The organism is Aquitalea palustris, from assembly GCF_003693445.1.
Lineage (GTDB): Bacteria > Pseudomonadota > Gammaproteobacteria > Burkholderiales > Chromobacteriaceae > Aquitalea > Aquitalea palustris.
The window spans coordinates 16,120-36,048 of record NZ_RFAR01000007.1 but is presented as its reverse complement, the minus strand read 5'-3'; the positions used below and the strand labels follow the sequence as shown (position 1 = coordinate 36,048).

20 protein-coding genes are annotated in these 19,929 nt (G+C 61.8%); 8 read left to right on the top strand and 12 right to left on the bottom strand.

Going from position 1 to position 19,929, the window contains the following annotated elements:
• Nucleotides 1–330: 330 nt before the first annotated feature.
• The 5 genes from EAY64_RS02540 to ssuD form a co-directional block, all read right to left on the bottom strand.
• The gene (locus EAY64_RS02540; RefSeq protein WP_103523217.1) at nt 331–516 is read right to left on the bottom strand and encodes a hypothetical protein; all 186 of its coding nucleotides are present in this window, start codon (nt 514–516) and stop codon (nt 331–333) included.
• Between the two features lie 70 nt (nt 517–586).
• Entirely contained in the window at nt 587–859 is a 273-nt protein-coding gene (locus EAY64_RS02535; RefSeq protein ID WP_103523216.1) for a hypothetical protein, read from the bottom strand.
• A 69-nt stretch (nt 860–928) separates the two neighbouring features.
• Nucleotides 929–1,891, bottom strand: a complete 963-nt coding sequence (locus tag EAY64_RS02530; protein ID WP_103523215.1) for a sulfonate ABC transporter substrate-binding protein — start codon at nt 1,889–1,891, stop codon at nt 929–931.
• A 37-nt stretch (nt 1,892–1,928) separates the two neighbouring features.
• A complete protein-coding gene (locus EAY64_RS02525) occupies nt 1,929–2,771 on the bottom strand; it encodes an amidohydrolase family protein (protein WP_103523214.1) in 843 nt (280 codons plus the stop codon).
• Nucleotides 2,768–3,919: an FMNH2-dependent alkanesulfonate monooxygenase gene (gene ssuD, locus EAY64_RS02520; RefSeq protein WP_103523213.1), complete on the bottom strand. Its 1,152-nt coding sequence runs from the start codon at nt 3,917–3,919 to the stop codon at nt 2,768–2,770. Before ssuD ends, EAY64_RS02525 begins: the two co-directional genes overlap by 4 nt.
• Nucleotides 3,920–4,139: 220 nt before the next feature.
• Between ssuD and EAY64_RS02515 the strand changes: the two genes are divergently transcribed.
• The 3 genes from EAY64_RS02515 to EAY64_RS02505 all read left to right on the top strand — a co-directional run bounded on the left by EAY64_RS02515 (nt 4,140) and on the right by EAY64_RS02505 (nt 7,592).
• The gene (locus tag EAY64_RS02515) at nt 4,140–4,868 is read left to right on the top strand and encodes a GntR family transcriptional regulator (RefSeq protein WP_103523212.1); all 729 of its coding nucleotides are present in this window, start codon (nt 4,140–4,142) and stop codon (nt 4,866–4,868) included.
• A gap of 176 nt (nt 4,869–5,044) precedes the next feature.
• A complete protein-coding gene (locus EAY64_RS02510; RefSeq protein ID WP_103523211.1) occupies nt 5,045–6,301 on the top strand; it encodes an SfnB family sulfur acquisition oxidoreductase in 1,257 nt (418 codons plus the stop codon).
• A gap of 58 nt (nt 6,302–6,359) precedes the next feature.
• Nucleotides 6,360–7,592, top strand: coding sequence for an acyl-CoA dehydrogenase family protein (locus tag EAY64_RS02505; protein ID WP_103523210.1), 1,233 nt, complete (start codon nt 6,360–6,362; stop codon nt 7,590–7,592).
• A gap of 114 nt (nt 7,593–7,706) precedes the next feature.
• Here the strand turns inward: EAY64_RS02505 and EAY64_RS02500 are convergent, their stop codons facing one another.
• The 3 genes from EAY64_RS02500 to EAY64_RS02490 all read right to left on the bottom strand — a co-directional run bounded on the left by EAY64_RS02500 (nt 7,707) and on the right by EAY64_RS02490 (nt 11,309).
• Nucleotides 7,707–9,119, bottom strand: a complete 1,413-nt coding sequence (locus EAY64_RS02500) for an LLM class flavin-dependent oxidoreductase (RefSeq protein ID WP_103523209.1) — start codon at nt 9,117–9,119, stop codon at nt 7,707–7,709.
• 319 nt (nt 9,120–9,438) lie between these two features.
• Nucleotides 9,439–10,119, bottom strand: coding sequence for a 3,4-dihydroxy-2-butanone-4-phosphate synthase (ribB, locus tag EAY64_RS02495; RefSeq protein WP_199734373.1), 681 nt, complete (start codon nt 10,117–10,119; stop codon nt 9,439–9,441).
• An 8-nt stretch (nt 10,120–10,127) separates the two neighbouring features.
• The gene (locus EAY64_RS02490; RefSeq protein WP_103523208.1) at nt 10,128–11,309 is read right to left on the bottom strand and encodes an acyl-CoA dehydrogenase family protein; all 1,182 of its coding nucleotides are present in this window, start codon (nt 11,307–11,309) and stop codon (nt 10,128–10,130) included.
• 415 nt (nt 11,310–11,724) lie between these two features.
• Here EAY64_RS02490 and EAY64_RS02485 point away from each other — a divergent pair, with 415 nt between their 5' ends.
• Both EAY64_RS02485 and EAY64_RS02480 read left to right on the top strand, forming a co-directional pair.
• Nucleotides 11,725–12,933, top strand: coding sequence for an acyl-CoA dehydrogenase family protein (locus EAY64_RS02485; RefSeq protein ID WP_226034139.1), 1,209 nt, complete (start codon nt 11,725–11,727; stop codon nt 12,931–12,933).
• A gap of 44 nt (nt 12,934–12,977) precedes the next feature.
• On the top strand, nt 12,978–14,051 hold the full coding sequence (locus EAY64_RS02480) for a sigma-54 interaction domain-containing protein (protein ID WP_103523281.1): 1,074 nt from the start codon (nt 12,978–12,980) through the stop codon (nt 14,049–14,051).
• On the opposite strand, the gene EAY64_RS20330 is transcribed toward EAY64_RS02480, so the two are convergent.
• Entirely contained in the window at nt 14,048–14,215 is a 168-nt protein-coding gene (locus EAY64_RS20330) for a hypothetical protein (RefSeq protein ID WP_158604598.1), read from the bottom strand. The two genes, EAY64_RS02480 and EAY64_RS20330, sit on opposite strands and share 4 nt — an antisense overlap.
• 136 nt (nt 14,216–14,351) lie before the next feature.
• Here EAY64_RS20330 and EAY64_RS02470 point away from each other — a divergent pair, with 136 nt between their 5' ends.
• The 3 genes from EAY64_RS02470 (at nt 14,352) to EAY64_RS02460 (ending at nt 16,833) form a co-directional block, all read left to right on the top strand.
• On the top strand, nt 14,352–15,110 hold the full coding sequence (locus EAY64_RS02470; RefSeq protein WP_226034137.1) for an amino acid ABC transporter substrate-binding protein: 759 nt from the start codon (nt 14,352–14,354) through the stop codon (nt 15,108–15,110).
• Between the two features lie 281 nt (nt 15,111–15,391).
• On the top strand, nt 15,392–16,072 hold the full coding sequence (locus EAY64_RS02465) for an amino acid ABC transporter permease (RefSeq protein ID WP_103523205.1): 681 nt from the start codon (nt 15,392–15,394) through the stop codon (nt 16,070–16,072).
• Nucleotides 16,069–16,833, top strand: coding sequence for an amino acid ABC transporter ATP-binding protein (locus EAY64_RS02460; protein ID WP_103523204.1), 765 nt, complete (start codon nt 16,069–16,071; stop codon nt 16,831–16,833). Before EAY64_RS02465 ends, EAY64_RS02460 begins: the two co-directional genes overlap by 4 nt.
• A 238-nt stretch (nt 16,834–17,071) precedes the next feature.
• Here EAY64_RS02460 and EAY64_RS02455 read toward each other — a convergent pair whose 3' ends face one another.
• The 3 genes from EAY64_RS02455 to EAY64_RS02445 all read right to left on the bottom strand — a co-directional run bounded on the left by EAY64_RS02455 (nt 17,072) and on the right by EAY64_RS02445 (nt 19,890).
• Nucleotides 17,072–17,851, bottom strand: coding sequence for a MetQ/NlpA family ABC transporter substrate-binding protein (locus tag EAY64_RS02455; protein ID WP_103523203.1), 780 nt, complete (start codon nt 17,849–17,851; stop codon nt 17,072–17,074).
• Nucleotides 17,848–18,909, bottom strand: a complete 1,062-nt coding sequence (locus EAY64_RS02450; RefSeq protein WP_103523202.1) for an isopenicillin N synthase family dioxygenase — start codon at nt 18,907–18,909, stop codon at nt 17,848–17,850. The genes EAY64_RS02455 and EAY64_RS02450 overlap by 4 nt, the downstream gene beginning before the upstream one ends.
• A 225-nt stretch (nt 18,910–19,134) precedes the next feature.
• Nucleotides 19,135–19,890, bottom strand: a complete 756-nt coding sequence (locus tag EAY64_RS02445; protein WP_103523201.1) for an ABC transporter ATP-binding protein — start codon at nt 19,888–19,890, stop codon at nt 19,135–19,137.
• Between the last annotated feature and the right edge of the window lie 39 nt (nt 19,891–19,929).

The window sequence follows — 19,929 nt, the reverse complement described above, 5'->3', positions numbered from 1 at the left end:
CCGTTTGCGATGCCACCCAGTTCTGGCAATGCACCAGCCTCCGTCAAGGAGGCTGTTTTTTTGTCAGACGCCAATGCAGGCAAGTATCGACAACGTGTTTCAGCACTCTCAGACAGCGCGACAAGCCATGGCGGAGCGCATGCGGGACCGGGCATGGGGGGGCCAAGAAGTGGTGCGGGAGAGCGCGCAGGCCGGGCTTTGGCACAGGGCAGTACTGAACGTGCGCCCGGGAATGCTTGCCGGGAAACAGACAAGGTGAATGGCTGAAACTGGAGAATGGAACAGCAAGATGCGCCTGTCAGGCAACAGGCGCGGTGACATCACCCTGGCTTAGAAATCATCCAGCGTGCAGGGCTGGGTATCTTCTTCAATATCCTTCAACAACAATATCTTGATGGGGATGACCATCTCCCGAATGTCCTGCTTGGCACGAAATGTATCCGCCTCCAGTTGGCACAGCACCAATTGAAATGCCAGTTCCAGCATTGCCTCGATATTGGGGATTTTGGCGTCCAACTATTCATCCTGCTTGGTATGCGATTGTTTGCTCATGACCGTGGTCAGCTGTTGCGCCACAGTCCGTATTTCACCGCAACAGTATCATGCCATTTGGGTGGTTTCGTCCATAAAATAACGAATATATCGCTGAAAGATGAGGAAAAATCCCGGCCCTCTCCAAGAAAAATGCCAAATAAATTGCGCTATTTATTAACAATGCTTTAAGCATTTTCTGCTTGTTGCCGATGCCTGCACCAGCCAGCCCGGCAGTAAGACAAAAGGCCGGCCTGGCAGCTGCCATACCGGCCTTCAGCAAACCACCACGCCAGCCAAGACGGCATTTGGCGTCGCCCAGCGCCATCCTGCCGTCTTGCACCTGACAGCCCGACGCCGGGCCCGTTACGCCATTACGCCATATTGCTAGCCGCGCTTATTTGCCATCCCACACGATGTCCTTCACCACCAGCGGCTTGGGAATCAGCTTCAGCTTGAAGAAGGTATCGGCAATGCGCTGCTGCTCGGCCACCACCTTGCCATCCAGCAGCTTGACGCCATAGCCGGAGCGCTTGGCCGCCACCTGCACAATATCCTTATCCAGATTGATCTGACTGGATAGCTCGGCAGCGACTTCCGGGATATGGCTCTTGCCCCAGGCATCCAGCCGCTGCAGCTCCTCCAGCACCACCTTGATCACCCTGGGATTGCTGGCCACATAAGGCTTGCGTGCCAGATAGAACTGGGTGTTGTTGACGATGCCCTTGCCGTCCGCCAGCTGGCGGGCATTCAGTTGTTTCTCGGCAGCTGCCAGGAAGGGGTCCCAGATCACCCAGGCATCCACGCTGCCCTGCTGGAAGGCGGCGCGGCCATCGGCCGGATTGAGGAAGACCGGGGTGATGTCCTCGTATTTCAACCCGGCTTTTTCCAGCGCCCGCACCAACAGGTAGTGCACATTGGAGCCCTTGTTCAGCGCCACGCGCTTGCCTTTGAGGTCTTTCACGCTGCGGATGGGCGAATCCTTGCCCACCACGATGGCCTCGCCTTCCGGTGCGGCCGGCTCATTCGCCAGATACAGCAGGTCGGCACCGGCTGCCTGGGCAAAGATGGGCGGGGTTTCACCGGTGGTGCCCAGGTCCACACTACCCACGTTCAGTGCTTCCAGCAGTTGCGGGCCGCCGGGGAATTCCGCCCATTTCACCTTGACGCCCAGCGGGGCCAGGCGTTTTTCCAGCGTGCCCTGTGCCTTGAGCAGCACCAGCGTGCCGTATTTCTGATAACCGATATTCAGGGTGTCGCTGCCTGCAGCCAGCGCGCTGGCCGACAGTGCTGACAAAGCGAAGCCGGCAGCGGCCAGCAGGCCCAATACACGCCGACGGGTGGGGTTGAAATGTTGCATCAGGATTCCTTGTTGTTTGCAGTATGAATTTCTGGTTTTACAGGCCGAACAGGCGGGCGGCGTTGCCATACAACACCTTGTCCAGCACATGAGGCCGCAGGCCCAGGCCGTGCAGATCGTCTATCGACTGGCCTATTGGCCGGAAGGGATAGGACGAACCAAACAGCAACTGGTCGGCCATGAAACCGTTGGCCGCCTCGATATACAGCTGGCTGCCGGGCAAAAACTGATACATGTCCGGCACTACCAGCACGTTTTCGTGACGGAAAGCAATGCCGACAATCTCCGCCACGCGCGGCCAGTAGCCGTGGTAGCAAACAATCGGCAAGTGCGGGAAATCCGCCGCCACCCGCGCCACCCCGGCCGGGTCGTTAAAGCGCGGGTCCGGCGTGGTGGGGCCGGACATCAGAAATACCGGCACGCCCAGTGCGGCGCAGGTTTCATAGATGGGGTAGTAGACCGCATCGTCCGGCTGGCGCGCCGGCACACCAAAACCCGGCTCGATATCAATACCAGCCAGGCCCAGCTGCTTGATGGCGCGCTCCACCTCGGCTACCGCCGCTTGTTCGCCCTGCAAGGCCGGGTCCACCCCGGCAATGCCCAGCAGGCGCTCATGGCCATAGACGATCTGATGGATGGTGTCATTGGGCAGATGCTGGCCGGGCGTATGCCGCCCCACCACCACCGCGTGGCTGAGGCCGGCATTGGCCACTTCATCCAGGAAACCTTGCTGGGTCAGCGAGTTGACAAAGTGCTGGTCGTCGCGCGAACCCACGCGGCGATTGAGCCAGCGCGCCGCCTCATAAGCCTGGGTGCCGGGCGAGGCACCAAAGAAGTCGTGCAGGAAGGCCGGCCTGCAGCGCATGTCGATTACCTTCATGCGGCCTCCGTTTCGGCTACGGGTTTCTGCACCACGGTGCTGGCATCAAACGGGCCGCCGGTCTGCACCCGGTCGTCGCCATACACCCAGCGCTTGCCCGGCAACAGCGGGAACACCAGTTCGGCAAAGCGGTAGGCTTCTTCCAGATGCGGGTAGCCGGAGAGGACAAAGCTGTCCACGCCCAGGTCGGCATATTCTTTCAGCCGCGCGGCCACGGTTTGCGCATCGCCCACCAGCGCAGTGCCGGCACCGCCACGCACCAGGCCGACACCGGCCCACAGGTTGGGGCTGACTTCCAGCTGGTCACGCTTGCCGCCGTGCAGGGCGGCCATGCGGCGCTGGCCTTCGGAGTCCATCGCAGCAAAACGCTGCTGCACCTTGGCAATCACTTCGTCATCCAGATGGCTGATCAGCGCATTGGCCGCCGCCCAGGCTTGCTCGGTGGTTTCGCGCACGATCACATGCAGGCGCACGCCAAAGCGCACGGTGCGGCCCAGTTTGGCGGCGCGGGCGCGTACATCGGCAATCTTCTCGGCCACGGCGGCCGGGGGCTCGCCCCAGGTGAGATAGGCTTCCACATGCTCGGCCGCCAGGTCGTGCGCGGCATTGGACGAGCCGCCAAAGTACAGCGGCGGCGCCGGTTTCTGTACCGGCTCGAAGAAGTTCTGCGCGTTTTCCACCGTGTGGTATTTACCGGCGTAGCTGACGGTTTCGCCAGCCAGCAGGCGTTTCCAGATATGCAGGAATTCGCTGGCTTCCTCATAGCGCTGGTCGTGATCGAGGAAAATGCCATCAGCGGCCAGTTCGGCGGAATCGCCCCCGGCCACCACATTCAGCAGCAGGCGGCCATTGCTGGCCTGGTCCAGCGTGGCGGCCATGCGCGCGGCGGCGGTGGGCTTGGTCAGTGCGGTACGCAGCGCCACCAGCAACTTCAGGCGGCTGGTCACCGGCACCAGGCTGGAGGCGGTCACCCACGGGTCCAGGCAGCCGCTGCCAGTGGGAATAAGGATGCCGTCGTAACCCAGATTGTCCGCCGCCACGGCAATCTGCCGCAGGTATTCGTTGCTGACGGCACGGCCGGAGCCGGACTGGCCCAGATAACGGGTATCGCCGGAGGTCGGCAGAAACCAGAAAATGTCGAGACTCATGCTGCTTCCTTTGCTGGCAGATTGCATGACACCACAGCGCGCCGGTCTGGCCGCTGTGGCATGAAGGTGATGGGCCGATTCTAGTCAGCGCCCTGCCCGTCACGAACCAAGGAAAACAGCAAAGCAAATCAATTTAAGTCATAACCTGTCATGACAAGTTGCCAGGGTTTCCGGCATATACTCGCTGCAGTTCATTACTGCATCTGCCCTACTACTACTCATGCCCACCCTGAACGCCCCCCAGGCCCTGCATGCCCGCATCCGCGAAAGCCTGCGCAGCCAGATTCTCAGCGGCCATTACGGCCAGCACGACAAACTGCCATCGGAAAAACAGCTGATGGAAAGCTTTGGCGTCAGCCGCATTACCGTGCGCCATGCCCTGGGCGCACTGGAACAGGAAGGCATGATCTTCCGCATTGCCGGCAAGGGCTGCTATGTGGCCAAGAGCAAACCCGCGCAGACGCTCACCCGGCTGCAGGGCTTTGCCGAAGCCATGCACAGCCAGGGCTATGCTGCCTGCAACCGGGTGCTGAGCCTGCAAACCCTGCCCGCCAGCGAAACCGTTGCCCAGGCGTTTGCCGTGGCGGTGGGCACGCCCATGGTGGAACTGCGCCGCCTGCGCTATCTGGACAATCTGCCGGTATCGCTGGACATCAGTTACTTCACCCAGGAGCTGGGCTTGCGGCTGGCGCGGGAAGACCTGGCCAGCCGCGATGTGTTTCACATTCTGGAAAACGACTACGGCCTGCCGCTGGGCCATGCCGACCTCAGCATAGAAGCCACGCTGGCCAGCGCAGAAGAAGCGCAGCTGCTGGACGTGGCACCCGCAGCCCCGCTGCTTGCCTTGCAACGCATGACCCGTGGTGCCGATGGCGCCGGGCTGGAGCTGGACTTCATCCGTTACCGTGCCGACCGCTTTCGCTACCAGCTGCGGGTGGAGCGCAATTAAGCCCGCGTCCTGCGCAACAGCCCCCCCTGCTGCGCAGGCAGCAGCCAGCCAGCACCGTTGTGCTGATTTACAGCAAAAAGCCGCATTTTTCGAGGTAAAACCAGGCATTTTCGCAGGCACGCTTATTGCCATTCCTGTGGCATCCCCGGATACCCGGACTTACACAAGGAAACGCGATGACGACCTCCCTGAGCGACCCAGCTGCCGTTCGTGTCAACTCTCCCGAGCCTTTCGCCGCCCGCCCGCGCCCCACTACCCCGGCGCACATCATCCGCGATGATGCCGAAGCCATCGCTGTGGCCCGTCAGTTGGCCATCCGCTTTGCCCAGGGTGCCGCCCTGCGCGACCGCGAAGGCCTGCTGCCACTGGCCGAAGTGGACGCCTACTCGCAAAGCGGCCTGTGGGGCATCAATGTACCCAAGGCCTATGGCGGCGCTGGCGTGTCCTACGCCACGCTGGCCGAGGTGATCAAGATCATTGCCGAAGCCGACTCCAGCATCGCCCAGATCACCCAGAACCATCTGGCCATCAACCTGCATATCGCGCTGGATGGCAGCGAAGCACAAAAGCAGGAACTGTTCGGCCTGGTATTGCAGGGCTACCGCTTTGGCAATGCCTTCTCCGAACTCAACAGCAAGACGGTGGCCGCGTTTGAAACCCGCTACCAGCTCGATGGTGATAGCGCCGTGGTGAATGGCGAGAAGTTCTACACCACCGGCGCACTGCTGGCCCACATCGTACCTATCGTGGCGGTGGGTGAAGACGGCGTGGGCGCGCTGGTATTTGCCGACCGCGATACCCCGGGGCTGAGCGTGATCAACAACTGGTCCAGCTTTGGCCAGCGCACCACCGCCTCCGGCGGCGTGAAGATTGAACAGGTACGCGTACCGGCCAGCCGCGTGCTGCCGATTGCCGCCTTCGACACCCCCACTGTGGCCGGGCCGGTATCGCAAATCATCCAGGCCGCCATCGACGGCGGCATTGCCCGCGCCGCGCTGGCCGACACCATCGAGTTCATCCGTTCGCAAAGCCGCCCATGGCTGGATAGCGGCAAGGACAAGGCAGCCGACGACCCGTTTACCGTCTCCGCCATCGGCCTGCTGGAAATCCGCCTGCATGCGGCCGAGGCGCTGCTGGAAAAGGCTGGCCGCCTGATCGACGCCGCCCTGGCCCAGCCGGATGAAAGCAGCGTGGCACTGGCCACCGTTGCCACCGCCGAGGCCAAGGTGCTGACCACCGAAATTGCCATCGAGGCCAGCAACAAGCTGTTCGAACTGGCCGGCACCCGCGCCACGCTGATTGCCCACAACCTGGACCGCCACTGGCGCAATGCCCGCGTGCACACCCTGCACGACCCGGTGCGCTGGAAATACTTCCACATCGGCAACTACTACCTGAACCACATTGCGCCGCCGCGCCACCCGTGGAACTAAACCCTCACCGGCAGTGCAGCACTGCCGGGTTTGCCATCACGCCAAACAGGAAACAACCATGAGCCAACACACCCTGCCGGACGACCTGTCCACTGGCACCGACTACGAAACCCTGGCCCAGCGCTTTCGCCCCATCTTTGCCGAAATTGCCCAGACATCCCTGCAACGCGAACGCGAGCGCACGCTGCCCTACGAGCCGATCAACTGGCTGAAACAGGCCGGGTTTGGCGCGGTACGCGTGCCCAAGCAATATGGCGGGGCCGGTGCCTCGCTGCCGCAGTTGTTCCAGTTACTGGTGGAGCTGGCCACGGCGGACTCCAACCTGCCGCAAGCACTGCGCGGCCATTTTGCCTTTGTCGAAGACCGGCTGAATGCCCCGGCAAGCCCGGAACGCGCAGTGTGGTTCCAGCGCTTTGTTGCCGGTGAAATTGTCGGCAATGCCTGGACTGAAATCGGCGAAGTGGCCGTGGGCGAGGTGATTACCCGCGTCAGCCGTCAGGGCGACAAACTGCTGCTCAATGGCCGCAAGTTCTACAGCACCGGCAGTATTTTTGCCGACTGGATCGACGTCTACGCCCAGGTGGATGGCAGCAATCAGGACGTGATTGCCGCCATCCGCACCAGCGACCCCGGCGTGACGCAAAGCGACGACTGGGACGGCTTTGGCCAGCGCACCACTGGCAGCGGCAGCACCGTGTTTGCCAACGTGGCCGTAGACCCGGAAAACCTGGTCGACTTTGCCAGCCGCTTCAAATACCAGACCGCCTTCTACCAGCTGGTATTGCTGGCGGTGCTGGCCGGTATCGGCAAAGCGGTGGAACGCGATGTGGCGCAGCAAGTGCGCGATAGAAAGCGCGTGTTCAGCACCGGCAATGCCAGTAGCGTGAGCCAGGATGCGCAGATCCAGCAGGTGGTGGGTGAAATCTCCGCGCTGGCCTATGCCGCCGAAGCCACCGCCATTCGCGCTGCCCACCCGGCCCAGCGCGCTTACGAAGCCCGCTTTGGCAATGACGCCGCGCGCGAACGCCAGGCTAATATCGACGCCGAGCTGGAATCGGGCAAGGCGCAGATCGTGGTATCCGAACTGGTATTGCGTGCCGCCACCCAGCTATTCAATGCCCTGGGTGCATCGTCGGCCCGCGCCGAACTGCTGCTGGACCGCCACTGGCGCAATGCCCGCACCGTGGCATCGCACAATCCGCTGATCTACAAGGCGCGCATTGCCGGTGACTGGGCCATCAACGGCACCGAACCGCCCTATGTCTGGCAGATTGGCCGCGGTAAGGGCTGATCAGCCCCCCTTCTGAAAAATACAACCAGGCCCGCAACTGCGGGCCTTTTGCATGGATGCCCTGCATAAAAAACCGCGCCATGAGGCGCGGCTTTGACTGGCAGATTCCGGAGCTCAAGCCGGTTGCACATCCGCCGCGGCAGCCTGCGCGTGCTGTTGCTTCCAGGCTTCGATGTCGCGGTATTGCGCGGCCGGGTGGTTGTCCGGCAGCAAGGGACCTGCGCCAAACAGCTTTTCGCGCAGGGTGCCAGGGCGGTATTCCGTCTGGTACACGCCACGGCGCTGCAATTCCGGCACCAGGTACTCCACCACGTCCTCAAAGGTTTCATGGGCGACGGCATAGGCCAGATTGAAGCCGTCGGTGTCGGTGGCTTCCACCCAGTCCTGCAGGATGTCGGCCACGGTGGCGGCCGAGCCGACAAACACCGGCCCCAGCCCGCCAATGCCGCCAAAGCGCGCCAGCTCGTCGATGGTCCACGCCTTGCTGCCCTTGGACAGGTGCTCCACTGCCGAGATGATGGCGTTGGTGTCCACATGGCGCACCAGCTCGGTAGGGGCGTACTGGCCGAAGTCGATGCCGGTCCAGCCGGACATGAATACCAGCGAGCCATCGTAGGAGGCATAGCACTGGTATTCGGCAAACTTGGCCTGGGCCTTGGCATCGGTTTCGTCCACGATCACCGTCACCAGATTGAATATCTTGATCTGCTGCGGGTTGCGCCCGGCAGCGGCGGCCTGGCTGCGCACATCGTCCACGTAGCGGCGCAGGATGTCCTTGGTGGGCGCGGCCACAAACACGCACTCGGCATGCTGGGCGGCAAAGGCCTTGCCACGGCCGGATGCGCCAGCCTGGAACAGCACCGGCGTGCGCTGTGGCGAGGGCTCGCTCAGGTGATAGCCCGGCACCTCGAAGTATTTGCCCTTGTGGCCGATTTCATGCACTTTTTCCGGGTGGGCGAAAATGCCGCGTTCGCGGTCGCGCACTACCGCACCGTCTTCCCAGCTACCTTCCAGCAGCTTGTAGATCACCTCGATATATTCGTCTGCCACGTCGTAACGGTTGTCGTGCTGGCGCAAACCGCCCTGGCTGATGTTCTTGGCGCCGCTTTCCAGATAGGAAGTCACGATATTCCAGCCCACCCGGCCCTTGGTGTGGTGGTCCAGCGTGCTCAGACGCCGGGCAAACGGATAGGGGTGCTCAAAGGAGGTGGATGCGGTAACGCCGATGCCCAGATGCTTGGTGGCCAGCGCAATCGGCGCGGCCAGTTGCAGCGGGTCGTTGACCGGCAGCTGCGCCCCTTCGCGGATGGCGTGGTAGTTGCTGCCCTGGTACACGTCGTAATAGCCAATCACATCGGCGATGAACACGGCATCAAAAAAGCCGCGCTCCAGGATGCGCCCCAGGTCGGTCCAGTATTCCAGGTCCTTGTATTGCCAGGAGCGGTCACGCGGGTGGGTCCACAGTCCGGGCGACTGGTGGGCCACGCAGTTCATTTCAAAGGCATTGAAGCGGATGGTCTTGCTCATTGCAGTTCCTGTCAGGGTGGAATGAATACTCCCCGGTCACTGCAATATCCATACCCGGCGTCGCACTTGCAAACCAGCAATCCTGCTAAACAATCCCGTATTTAGAAAATCTGCATATCCATTACTTTTCAATGTGATAAACAACTTTCTTCAGGTAACTTGCAGCATTTTCTTCAGAACACTTCTTAAGCAGAACTAGCACACGCCGGGCACGCTGCTGCCAGCACAACACCCCCGCAGCAGCCCTGCTTGACCGGCAGCAAGCAAAACACCCGCCGTAGCGGGTGTGACAAGGCAAGGCGATACCAGCAGAACCAACTCAGGCTGGCACGCCCACCGGCGTAGCAACTTCCAGCCCCGCCATTTCGGTTCGTTCCCGATAAGCAATCAGGTCGGCAATGGTGATGATGGGCAGGCCGTGCTGGCGGGCAAAACGCAGCAGCTCGGGGCGGCGCGCCATGCTGCCATCGTCATTGACGATTTCACACAGCACCCCGGCCGGGGCCAGCCCCGCCAGGCGCGACAGATCCAGTGCCGCCTCGGTATGCCCCGGACGCGCCAGCACCCCGCCCGGCGCATAGCGCAAGGGGAAAATATGCCCCGGCCGGGCAAAGTCGCTGGCCGGAATGCGACTATCCGCCAGCGCCCGCAGTGTGGCGGCGCGGTCGGCTGCACTGATGCCGGTACTGGTGCCGTGCAGGTAATCCACGGTCACGGTGAAGGCAGTGCGTTGCGATTCATTATTGCTGCTCACCATCAGCGGCAGTTGCAGCTGGTCCAGCCGCTCGCCAGTCAGCGCCACGCACACCACGCCACTGCTGTAGCGCACCAGGAAGGCCATTTGTTGCGCGGTGATTTTCTCGGCGGCAATGATCAGGTCGCCTTCGTTTTCGCGGTCGGTATCATCCACCACCACGGCAAAACCACCGGCGGCAATGGCGGCAATGGCTTGTTCCACACTGTCAAAATCGTCTTCAACTGCTGGCAGGTTCTGGGTCATCTTGAGTCTCAGGAATAAAACGAGGGGGTCGGGTACTGGCCATTCAGTGCCCAGTCACCCAGCTCTTGCAGCTTGTAGTCCAGCGGGTCGTGCAGGCTGTGCACGCGCAAATTGCGCCAGAAGCGATCCAGCCGCAGCGCGGCACTGGTGGCGCGCGCGCCGGTTACGTCAAAAATGCGGCTGGTCAGGTCCAGCCCGCTGCGGCTGGCATGCACCTTGGCGGCGGCAATCTGCAAGGCCAGCTGGCCACGGCCGGCTTCATCCAGCGCATCGCCTTGCTGCCATGCTGCATCCAGCTGCAGGCCTGCGTGGTCGGCCAGCAAACGTGCGCCCTCCAGCGCAGCCTGGAATTCGCCGTAATGCAGCAGGGTGTAAGGGTCCTTGTTGGCAGTAGGTGCCAGCGAGGCCGGCCACAGCCGGCGTTGCTCCAGCGTGTAGCGCCGGGCTTCGGCCAGCGCCCCTTCGGCAATGCCCAGGTAGATATTGGTGAGGATCAGCTGCGCAATCAGCGGGCGCAGGCAGGCGCGTGGCGTGGATAGCGGGCCGGGTTGCAGCAGCAACTCATCCGGCGCTACCCGTACCTGTTCGAAGCGGGCGGAGCCGCTATCGGTCTGGCGCTGGCCGATATTGTCCCAGTCCTGATGAATATGCACGCCGTCGCGCTTGGTGGGGATGACGGCAATCAGCAAACCGCCCTCGCCGGCGCGCAAGGCCGAGGCCAGCAGCATGTCCGAGTCGGTAGCGCCGGAGCAAAAGCTCTTGTCGCCATGAAAGCGGTAAGCATCGCCATCCGGCGTGGCCAGCGTGCGGGTATCCAGCGGATTGAGCGCATTCCCCCAGAACCAGCGTTCACGCACGGTTTGCTCGAACCAGGGCTGCCATTGGTCGGGCTGGCCAAACAACTGGGCAGTGGCCAGCAGCAAATGCTGGAAGGCAAAGACATGGGCCACCGAGCTATCCACCCGTGCCAGTTCGCGCACGATCTGCAAGGTAGTGCTCCAGCTTGCGCCCAGGCCACCGAATTCGCGCGGAATGATCAGGCCAAGCAGGCCGCTGTCACGCAGCGCATCACGCTCGGCCTTGGGCGTACCACCAGCCTGATCACGCGCCACGGCCGTGCGGGCAAAACGGCTGGCCAGTTCGCGGGCAATGGCCAACGGGCTGTCAGGACTGATCGACTGGGTGCTCATGCGCCCTCCTTTGCCTGGCGAAGCAGACTGTGCGGTGTGGCGAATAAAACATATTCGGTAGTGAATGAATGGCTGTGCATGTGATTACCTGAGGCTGAAATAAAACCTTTAGCGGTTTTTCCCGCTATTCAATAGCACGTTGCATGCCAGCTGAATCAAGCCGCAAAAATATCATTTCAGCTGTTAATTGCTGCTCAAGCAGCAGATAAGGCATGCCGCACTGCTGCCTATGCAGCAGTCAATAAACACCGTGCTGTCCATGCAGCAGCACTCAGTCACTCCCGATAAGAGCCTGCTGCAGGCTAATTCAAATTACAGATATATTCCTGACAAATCCTTGGTTTACATCGCGCCAATAACATCGCCAAATCTGTGCTGTTTGATAGGAAATCGCCGATTGATAAAGGATGTGCTCTTGAATTTCCCCCACCACCTGCTGGCAGCACCGCAAACCGCCAGCACGCCAGCCTCGGCGCTGCTGCTGGCGCAGCAACTGGCCAGTCAGTTTGCGGCTACCGCAGCAGAACGCGACCACGCCGGCGGCACACCCAAGGCAGAACGCGATGCCATCCGCGCCAGCGGCCTGCTCGGCTTGTCCATTGCCCGTGAGTTTGGCGGCATGGGTGCCAACTGGCAGGAGACGCTGCTGGTGGTACGCGAATTTGCCAAGGCCGACAGCTCGGTGGCGCATGTGTTTGCCTTTCACCACCTGATGCTGGCCACGGTGGAGCTGTTTGGCCGGCCGGAACAGTGGCAGCCCTGGCATGAAATCACCACCCGGCAACACTGGTTCTGGGGCAATGCGCTCAATCCGCTGGACGAGCGCACCATCAGCAAGCGCCTGGCCGGCTGGCACGAATTTTCCGGACAGAAAAGCTTTTGCTCCGGCGCGCTGGATTCGCAAATGCTGGTGGTCTCCGCCCGCAGCCAGCCGGGCGGGCAATTGGTGGTGGCCGCCATCCCCACCGGGCGCAGCGGTATCAGCGTGCAGCAGGACTGGAACAATATCGGCCAGCGCCAGACGGATAGCGGCAGCGTGCACTTTGAAAAGGTACGTATCGAAAACAATGAAATTCTCGATACGCCCGGCCCGCTCACCACGCCGCGCTCCTGCCTGCGGCCACTGCTGGCGCAGCTGATCCTCACCAATATCTATCTGGGCATTGCCGAAGGCGCTTTTGAAGAAGCCCGGCACTACACCCTGCACGAGGCGCGCCCCTGGCAGGCGGCGCAGGTAGACCACACCCACGAAGACCCCTACATCCTGGGGCATTACGGCGAATTCTGGGTGGGCCTGGAAAGCGTGCGCGCCCTCACCGACCGGGCGGGTGCCCGGCTGGTGGAGGCACTGGCCCGTGGCGAGGCGCTGAGCGAAAGCGAACGCGGCGAAGTGGCGATGAATATTGCGGCGGCCAAGGTGGCCGCCACCCGGATGGGGCTGAACCTGGCCTGTCAGATGTTCGAGGTAACTGGCGCGCGCGCTACCCATGCCGGACTGCGTCTGGACCGGCACTGGCGCAATCTGCGCACCCACACCTTGCACGATCCGGTTGATTACAAATTAAAGGAGTTAGGGGAATGGGCTTTGATTCGCAACTATCCGACACCGACGTTTTATTCCTGAAACCCGCATCGGCCCGGTGGGCCGAGCCAGCACAAGGCCCGGCCATGCCCCTGATCACCCTGCCGAACCGGCAAAGCCTCACCACCTCCATCCGCGCCACGGCACAGGTGTTTGAAGACCCGCAATCCACCGCCCTGCTGGCGCGGATACAGCTGATTGCCCCCAGCGACGCCAATGTGCTGATCATCGGCGAAACCGGCACTGGCAAGGAGCTGATCGCCCGTCATGTGCATGCACTGAGCCAGCGGGCAGATCAGCCCTTTGTCGCGGTCAATTGCGGCGCGTTTTCCGAATCACTGGTGGAAAGCGAGCTGTTTGGCCATGAAAAAGGCGCATTTACCGGCGCCTTTGCCTCCAAGCCCGGCTGGTTCGAGGCCGCTAATGGCGGAACGGTGTTTCTGGATGAAATCGGCGACTTGCCGCTGAACATCCAGGTGAAATTACTGCGCATCCTGCAGGAGCGCGAGGTGGTGCGGCTGGGCTCGCGCAAGCCCATTCCCATCAATGTGCGGGTGATTGCCGCCACCAATGTGCGGCTGGAAGAAGCCGTGGCCGCCGGCCATTTCCGCGAGGACCTGTTCTACCGGCTGCGAGTGGCTCACCTGGCCTTGCCGGCGCTGCGCGACCGCCCCGGCGACATCCTGCCGCTGGCCCACCACTTTGTCGACGAATACCGCCAGCGCCTGGGTTATGGCGACATCACCCTGCATGCCGAAGCCGAACGCAAGCTGCTACAGCACCCGTGGCCGGGCAATATCCGCGAGCTGGAAAACGTCATCCATCATGCCTTGCTGATCTGCAAGCACCATGTGGTGCGCAGCGAAGACCTGCAGCTGTCCTCACTACAGCTGAACCGGCGCAATGAACGCAGCAGCCAGCCACCGCTGGCTGGCGCTAGCGGCAGTGACGATGCTCACCAGCAATTGCAGCAGGCACTGCAAGCGCTGTTCGAGGCCAATGGCAGCAATCTGTATGAAGACATCGAAAGCAGCATCATCCGCGCCGCCTATAACTACTGCCACCGCAACCAGGTGCAGGCAGCCCGCCTGCTGGGCATCAGCCGCAACATCATCCGTGCCCGGCTGATCCGTCTGGGTGAAATCAGCGCCCTGCGCTAGGGCGCGACTGGCTTACGCAACACTGCTGGGTGCAGCGCCGCAGCGCATTCGCATTCCGGCCAGGGCCGCCATGCCTGCTTGCCGTACTGCTTGCACTGTCGCGTCGGCGCGCCATTGTCAGCGGCGCGCAGCCCGATCGCTCCGCCGCTGATCATCACCACCATGCAGCCCTGCTTATTCATTTTCATGATTAGCAATGTGATTTTTCTTGTTTATTGAGAATAAAGCCTGCTTGATATAGTCGCCGCAGGCCGCCGGATGGCGGCAATACATCACGACAAAAACAGCCAGGAGTACATTGTGAAACGATTTGCCATTGCCGCCCTGCTCGCCACCGTCCTGCCCGGCCTTGCCGCTGCTGAAGACCTGGCCAAGATCAAATCCGCCGGCGTGATTCGCGTGGGCACCGAAGGCACTTACGCCCCGTTTACCTATCACGATACCAGCGGCAAGCTGGTGGGTTTTGATGTAGAGATTGCCCAGGCCGTAGCCGCCAAGCTGGGCGTGAAAGCCGAATTCATCGAAGGCAAATGGGACGGCCTGATTGCCGGCCTGGATGCCAACCGTTACGACACCGTAGCCAACGAGGTGTCGATCACCGATGCGCGCAAGGCCAAGTACGACTTCTCCAGCGCCTACATCGCCTCCAAGGCCGCGCTGATCGTGAATGGCAACAGCCCCATCAAGAGCTTTGCCGACCTCAAAGGCAGGAAGTCCGCCAACACCCTGACCAGCAACTTCGGCAAGCTGGCGCAATCCTTCGGTGCAGAAGTCGTCCCGGTACAAGGCTTTAACGATTCGCTGGAACTGCTGGCCTCCGGCCGCGTGGATGCCACCATCAACGACAGCCTGTCCTTCCTGGATTACAAGAAGCACCAGCCCAACTCCAAGCTGCGCATTGCCGCCACCGAAAAGGACGCCGACTTCTCCGGCATCATTTTCCGCAAGGGCAACCCGCAGCTGCAGGCCGCCATCAACAAGGCACTGGCTGACATCAAGACGGACGGCACTTACCAGAAGATTTCCTTCAAATACTTTGGCGAAGACGTGTCGCACTGAGCGATCCCCCTCGCACGGAGTGTCAACCTGCCCCGTCCTACGGGGCAGCAGGCTGCGGACAAAGTGATTGGGTACGGTTTCACTGGCCCCGGCAAAGCCGGGCCTTTCGGCCAAGTTATTGCTTTCGCAGCCTTCCGGTCTATTCCCTACCCCCCCGCCCTTTCCCTGAAAGGGAGCCTCGCTTTCCTTTCGGAAAACGAGAGGGTTTTGTCAAAATCTGCCGCCCCGTCCTACGGGGCAAGTTTTTTTGCACCGCACAATAACAATCATGGAGTCGGCACATGCCTGAATGGTTGAAACTGATGGTGGAGTCCCTGCCGCCACTGCTATATGCAGGGCTGGTGTTCACCGTACCGCTTACCCTGCTGTCCTTTGCCTGCGGCCTGTCGCTGGGCTTTGTCACCGCACTGGTGCGGCTGTATGGCCCCAAGCCGCTGGCGGACGGCTTCCGCTTTTATGTGTGGCTGATTCGCGGCACGCCCTTGCTGGTACAGCTGTTCCTGATTTTTTACGGCCTGCCCAAGGCCGGCATCGTGTTCGACCCCTTGCCCGCTGCTGTCATCGGCTTTTCGCTGAATGTAGGGGCTTACACTTCGGAAGTGATCCGCGCTGCACTGCTGGCGGTACCGCGCGGCCAATGGGAAGCCGCCTACTCCATCGGCCTGACCTGGGCCCAGGCCATGCGCCGCACCATCCTGCCGCAGGCCAGCCGCGTAGCCGTGCCGCCCCTGGCCAATACCTTTATCTCGCTGATCAAGGACACCTCGCTGGCCGCAGTGCTGACCGTGCCGGAAATCTTCCAGGCCGCGCAGCGCATTGCCTCGGTCACCTATGAACCGCTGATCCTGTATACCGAAACCGCGCTGATCTACCTTGCGTTCAGCTCCGTGCTGTCCGCCGGCCAGCAAAAGCTGGAAGCCCGCTTTGGCCAGCACCTGCACCAGGCCCAGGAGACGAAATGATTCAACTGCATAATATTGACAAGCATTTTGGCAGCCAGCACGTGCTCAAGGACGTGTCACTGCAGGTGGCCCCAGGCCAGGTGACGGCGCTGATCGGCCCGTCCGGCAGTGGCAAGAGCACCCTGCTGCGCTGCATCAACCTGCTGGAAATCCCCAGCGCCGGGCAGATTACCCTGGGCGATGCCAGCCTGCAGTTTGGCCATGGCCATGCGCAGCCGGGCCGTCAGGACATTCATCGCCTGCGCCTGCAAACCGGCATGGTGTTCCAGAACTTCCAGCTGTTTCCGCACCGCACCGCGCTGGAAAACGTGATGGAAGGCCTGCTGGTGGTGAAGAAATGGCCGCGTGCCCAGGCCGAGGCCCGCGCCCGTGAGCTGCTGCAACAAGTAGGCATGGCGCACAAGGCGGATGCCTGGCCCGGCACTCTGTCCGGTGGCCAGCAGCAACGGGTGGCCATCGCCCGCGCCCTGGCCCAGTCGCCCGGCCTGCTGCTGTGTGATGAGCCCACCTCGGCCCTGGACCCGGAGCTGGCCAGCGAAGTGGTGGCGGTGTTGCGCCAACTGGCTGCCAACAAGATGACCATGCTGATTGCCACCCACGACCTGCGACTGGCAGCTACCCTGGCCGACACCGTGGTGTTTCTGGAAGATGGCCGCATCGTGGAGCAAGGCAGCAGCCGCCAGTTGTTCTTGCAGCCACAAAACCCGCGCACCGCCAGCTATGTGTCCACGCTGAAGGAAGGCCTGCCGGAAGACTGGTAAAACCCTGCGCTGTCAGTCAATAAAACAAAGGCGTCCGCCGTGAGGGGGACGCCTTTCTTGCGGCTGACCAAGTGATTTGGTGCGCTTGTACCGGACCCGGCAAAGCCGGGCCTTTCGACTCACTGATTGATTCCGCAGCCTTCCCGTCTATTCCCTATCCCCCCGCCCTTTCCCTGAAAGGGAGCCTCGCTTTCTGTCCAGAAAGCGAGAAGAGCCTGGCTGGCATCAGGGCGCAGTGTCAGAACACCGGCACTACCGCACCCTGATAACGCTGGTCGATGAACTGGCGCACATCGTCGGTGGATAGCGCCGCCACCAGTTTTTTCAGCGCCGGGCTGCTGCGGTTGTCCTCGCGCGACACGATGATATTGGCGTAAGGCGACTGGCTGCCTTCGCTGAACAGCGCATCGCGCTTGGGCTTCAGCCCGCCTTGCAGCGCGTAGTTGGTATTGATCAGCGCAATGTCTACCTGGTCCAGCACCCGTGGCAGGGTGGCAGCTTCCAGTTCCTTGATCTTGAAATGGTGCGGATTGCTGCTGATGTCACGTGCACCGGACAGGATGTTGGCCGGGTCTTTCAGGCTGATCAGGCCCTGCTTGTGCAGCAGCAACAGGGCGCGGCCGGTATTGGACGGGTCGTTGGGAATGGCGATGGTGGCACCGTCCGGCAGCTCGCTGGCCTTGTGGACCTTGTGCGAGTACGCGCCGAACGGCTCCACATGGATGGCCGCCACGCTCACCAGCCGGGTGCCCTTGGACTTGTTGAAGCTATCCAGAAAGGGCTGGTGCTGGAAGTAGTTGGCATCGATTTCCTTGCCGGCCACCGCCAGGTTTTCCTGCAGGCCATTGCTGAACACCTTCACTTTCAACTCAATGCCTTGTTTGGCCAGCACTGGCTTCACGTGCTCCAGAATCTCGGCATGCGGGACCGCTTCGGCACCGATGGTCAGTACTTCGGCGTGGGCGGTGAGGCTGGTGGCCAGGCCAAACAATGCCAGCCAGAGGCTTGCGCGTTTCATGCATATTCTCCTGCGGAAGTGGGAAGGGAAGCGGCCTGCAATGCTTGCGGGGAAAGCAGGTCGGCATGGTGTCGGACGGCTACCTTGGGATGGGAGCGCAGCCGCCCTTTGAGATAGTTGTCACCAATGCGGTAAAACAGCGGGTTATCCGGGTCGGCCTCCGGGCCACGCGCTTCGGCGGCCAGCTCGGCTGGCAGTTGCAGCAGCGGAATGGTGGCATCCAGCCGCGGGCCGAGGAAAAAGGCCACGGACAAGCGGTCCTTGCCTTCCGGCGGACTCAGTACGCGATGCACATTGGCCCGCAGATAGCCGTCGGATGCCATTTCCAGCGATTCGCCGATATTGACGATGAAGCTGCCCGGCAATGACGGCGCATCAATCCAGCCCTGCTCGGTTTCCACTTGCAGGCCGTCCTGATTGTCGTCTTGCAGCAGCAGGGTGAGGAAGCCGCCGTCCTTGTGCGGCCCCACGCCCTGCCCGGCTGCGCCTTGCTGGCTGCCCGGATAACGGATGATTTTCAGATGCTCAACCGGAGCTTCGACAAAGGCATCGTCGAAAATGTCGACCGGCTGCTGCAGGGCTTCGGCAAAGGCACGCAACAGGCGGATGGAAAGCCGGGTGGTTTCCTGCTGCCAGTCCAGCAGCACCGGCTTGAGTTCCGGCAAGGCCGTCGGCCATTGATTGGGGCCTTGCAGCCGCCACCACGGCCCCTGCGCTGCCAGGTCTGGTCGCGCCGGGCGCTCGGCGCCGATATCCAGTTGTTCGCGCCAGTCGGCAGCCCCGCGGGTGCGTTCTTCGCCGGCACGGGTATAGCCGCGAAAATGCGGCGAGTTTTCCATGTCGATGGCCAGCTTGTCAGCCTCTGGCAAGGCAAAAAATGCGCGTGCGGCCTGACGCAGTGCTGTCACCTTGTCAGCGGCGATACCATGGCCGACCAGATAAAAGAAGCCATGGTCGCGTGCCGCGCCACGCAGTTGTTGCAGCAGTTGCTGACGTTGTCCAGCGCTGCCATCCAGCAGGCTGAAATCGATGACAGGCAAGGTAAGAGGGCTTGGCATGACAACTCCGTAAAGCAGCACCACCGGGGTGCCGGGAAGCTTCACGATATGTCATGCCAATGGCAATGCGAACCAAGAAAAACTGATTTGAATATCAAGCCATCAGCGTGGCTGAGCAGGGCGTCGCGCCGGTGAAGAACGGCGTGCCGGCGCCGTCTGTACCAGCAGGATGAATGATAGCGAGCGCTGTTGTCTGCGCCAAAACCTGACACTGACAGCCTGGCCTCAGGCCGCCTCGACACTGCCGCCCAGATAGAACTGATGCACATCTTCACGCGCGGCCAGTTCGGCCGAACTGCCCGACAGTGCCACATGGCCGTTTTCCAGCAGATAAGCCTGATGGCTGTAGTGCAAGGCCAGGTTGGCGTTCTGCTCGGCCAGCAGAAAGCTCACCCCTTCCTGCTGGTTCAGCGCCTGCAGGATCTCGAAAATTTCCTCGACGATTTTCGGTGCCAGGCCCATCGAGGGTTCATCCAGCAACACCAGCCGAGGTGCGGCCATCAGTGCGCGGCCGATGGCCACCATCTGCTGCTCGCCGCCCGAGGTATAACCGGCCTGCGAGCGACGGCGCTCTTTCAGACGCGGGAAATACTGGTAGATGCGCTCCAGATCCTGCTGCAAGGCCGCGCGGCTGGGCTTGCGCACGAAGGCGCCGGTCAGCAGGTTTTCCTCTACCGTCAGGTGGGCAAAGCAATGCCGCCCTTCCAGCACCTGCACCAGCCCTTGCTGCACCAGCTCATGCGGGGCAGTGTGGCTGACATCCTGCCCGGCATAGACAATGCGCCCTTGCTGCAGGCAGCCACGCTCGGCGTTTACCAGCCCGGCAATCGCCTTGAGCGTGCTGCTTTTGCCTGCGCCATTGGCCCCCAGCAAGGCCACGATCTGCCCTGCGTCCACCTGCAAGGAAACACTGGCCACGGCCAGAATGGCCTGGTTGTACACCACCTGAATGCCTTCCACCTGTAGTAAGGGCTGGCTCATGATTCAACTCCGCAATCCGTCAAAAACCGGGTGACAAAA

Bases quoted from the DNA above. Each gene is read 5' to 3' on its own strand.
- EAY64_RS02535 (WP_103523216.1), bottom strand. From the start codon at position 859: ATGGCGCTGGGCGACGCCAAATGCCGTCTTGGCTGGCGTGGTGGTTTG.
- EAY64_RS02530 (WP_103523215.1), bottom strand. From the start codon at position 1,891: ATGCAACATTTCAACCCCACCCGTCGGCGTGTATTGGGCCTGCTGGCC.
- EAY64_RS02525 (WP_103523214.1), bottom strand. From the start codon at position 2,771: ATGAAGGTAATCGACATGCGCTGCAGGCCGGCCTTCCTGCACGACTTC.
- ssuD (WP_103523213.1), bottom strand. From the start codon at position 3,919: ATGAGTCTCGACATTTTCTGGTTTCTGCCGACCTCCGGCGATACCCGT.
- EAY64_RS02515 (WP_103523212.1), top strand. From the start codon at position 4,140: ATGCCCACCCTGAACGCCCCCCAGGCCCTGCATGCCCGCATCCGCGAA.
- EAY64_RS02510 (WP_103523211.1), top strand. From the start codon at position 5,045: ATGACGACCTCCCTGAGCGACCCAGCTGCCGTTCGTGTCAACTCTCCC.
- EAY64_RS02505 (WP_103523210.1), top strand. From the start codon at position 6,360: ATGAGCCAACACACCCTGCCGGACGACCTGTCCACTGGCACCGACTAC.
- EAY64_RS02500 (WP_103523209.1), bottom strand. From the start codon at position 9,119: ATGAGCAAGACCATCCGCTTCAATGCCTTTGAAATGAACTGCGTGGCC.
- ribB (WP_199734373.1), bottom strand. From the start codon at position 10,119: ATGACCCAGAACCTGCCAGCAGTTGAAGACGATTTTGACAGTGTGGAA.
- EAY64_RS02490 (WP_103523208.1), bottom strand. From the start codon at position 11,309: ATGAGCACCCAGTCGATCAGTCCTGACAGCCCGTTGGCCATTGCCCGC.
- EAY64_RS02480 (WP_103523281.1), top strand. From the start codon at position 12,978: ATGCCCCTGATCACCCTGCCGAACCGGCAAAGCCTCACCACCTCCATC.
- EAY64_RS20330 (WP_158604598.1), bottom strand. From the start codon at position 14,215: ATGGTGGTGATGATCAGCGGCGGAGCGATCGGGCTGCGCGCCGCTGAC.
- EAY64_RS02465 (WP_103523205.1), top strand. From the start codon at position 15,392: ATGCCTGAATGGTTGAAACTGATGGTGGAGTCCCTGCCGCCACTGCTA.
- EAY64_RS02460 (WP_103523204.1), top strand. From the start codon at position 16,069: ATGATTCAACTGCATAATATTGACAAGCATTTTGGCAGCCAGCACGTG.
- EAY64_RS02455 (WP_103523203.1), bottom strand. From the start codon at position 17,851: ATGAAACGCGCAAGCCTCTGGCTGGCATTGTTTGGCCTGGCCACCAGC.
- EAY64_RS02450 (WP_103523202.1), bottom strand. From the start codon at position 18,909: ATGCCAAGCCCTCTTACCTTGCCTGTCATCGATTTCAGCCTGCTGGAT.
- EAY64_RS02445 (WP_103523201.1), bottom strand. From the start codon at position 19,890: ATGAGCCAGCCCTTACTACAGGTGGAAGGCATTCAGGTGGTGTACAAC.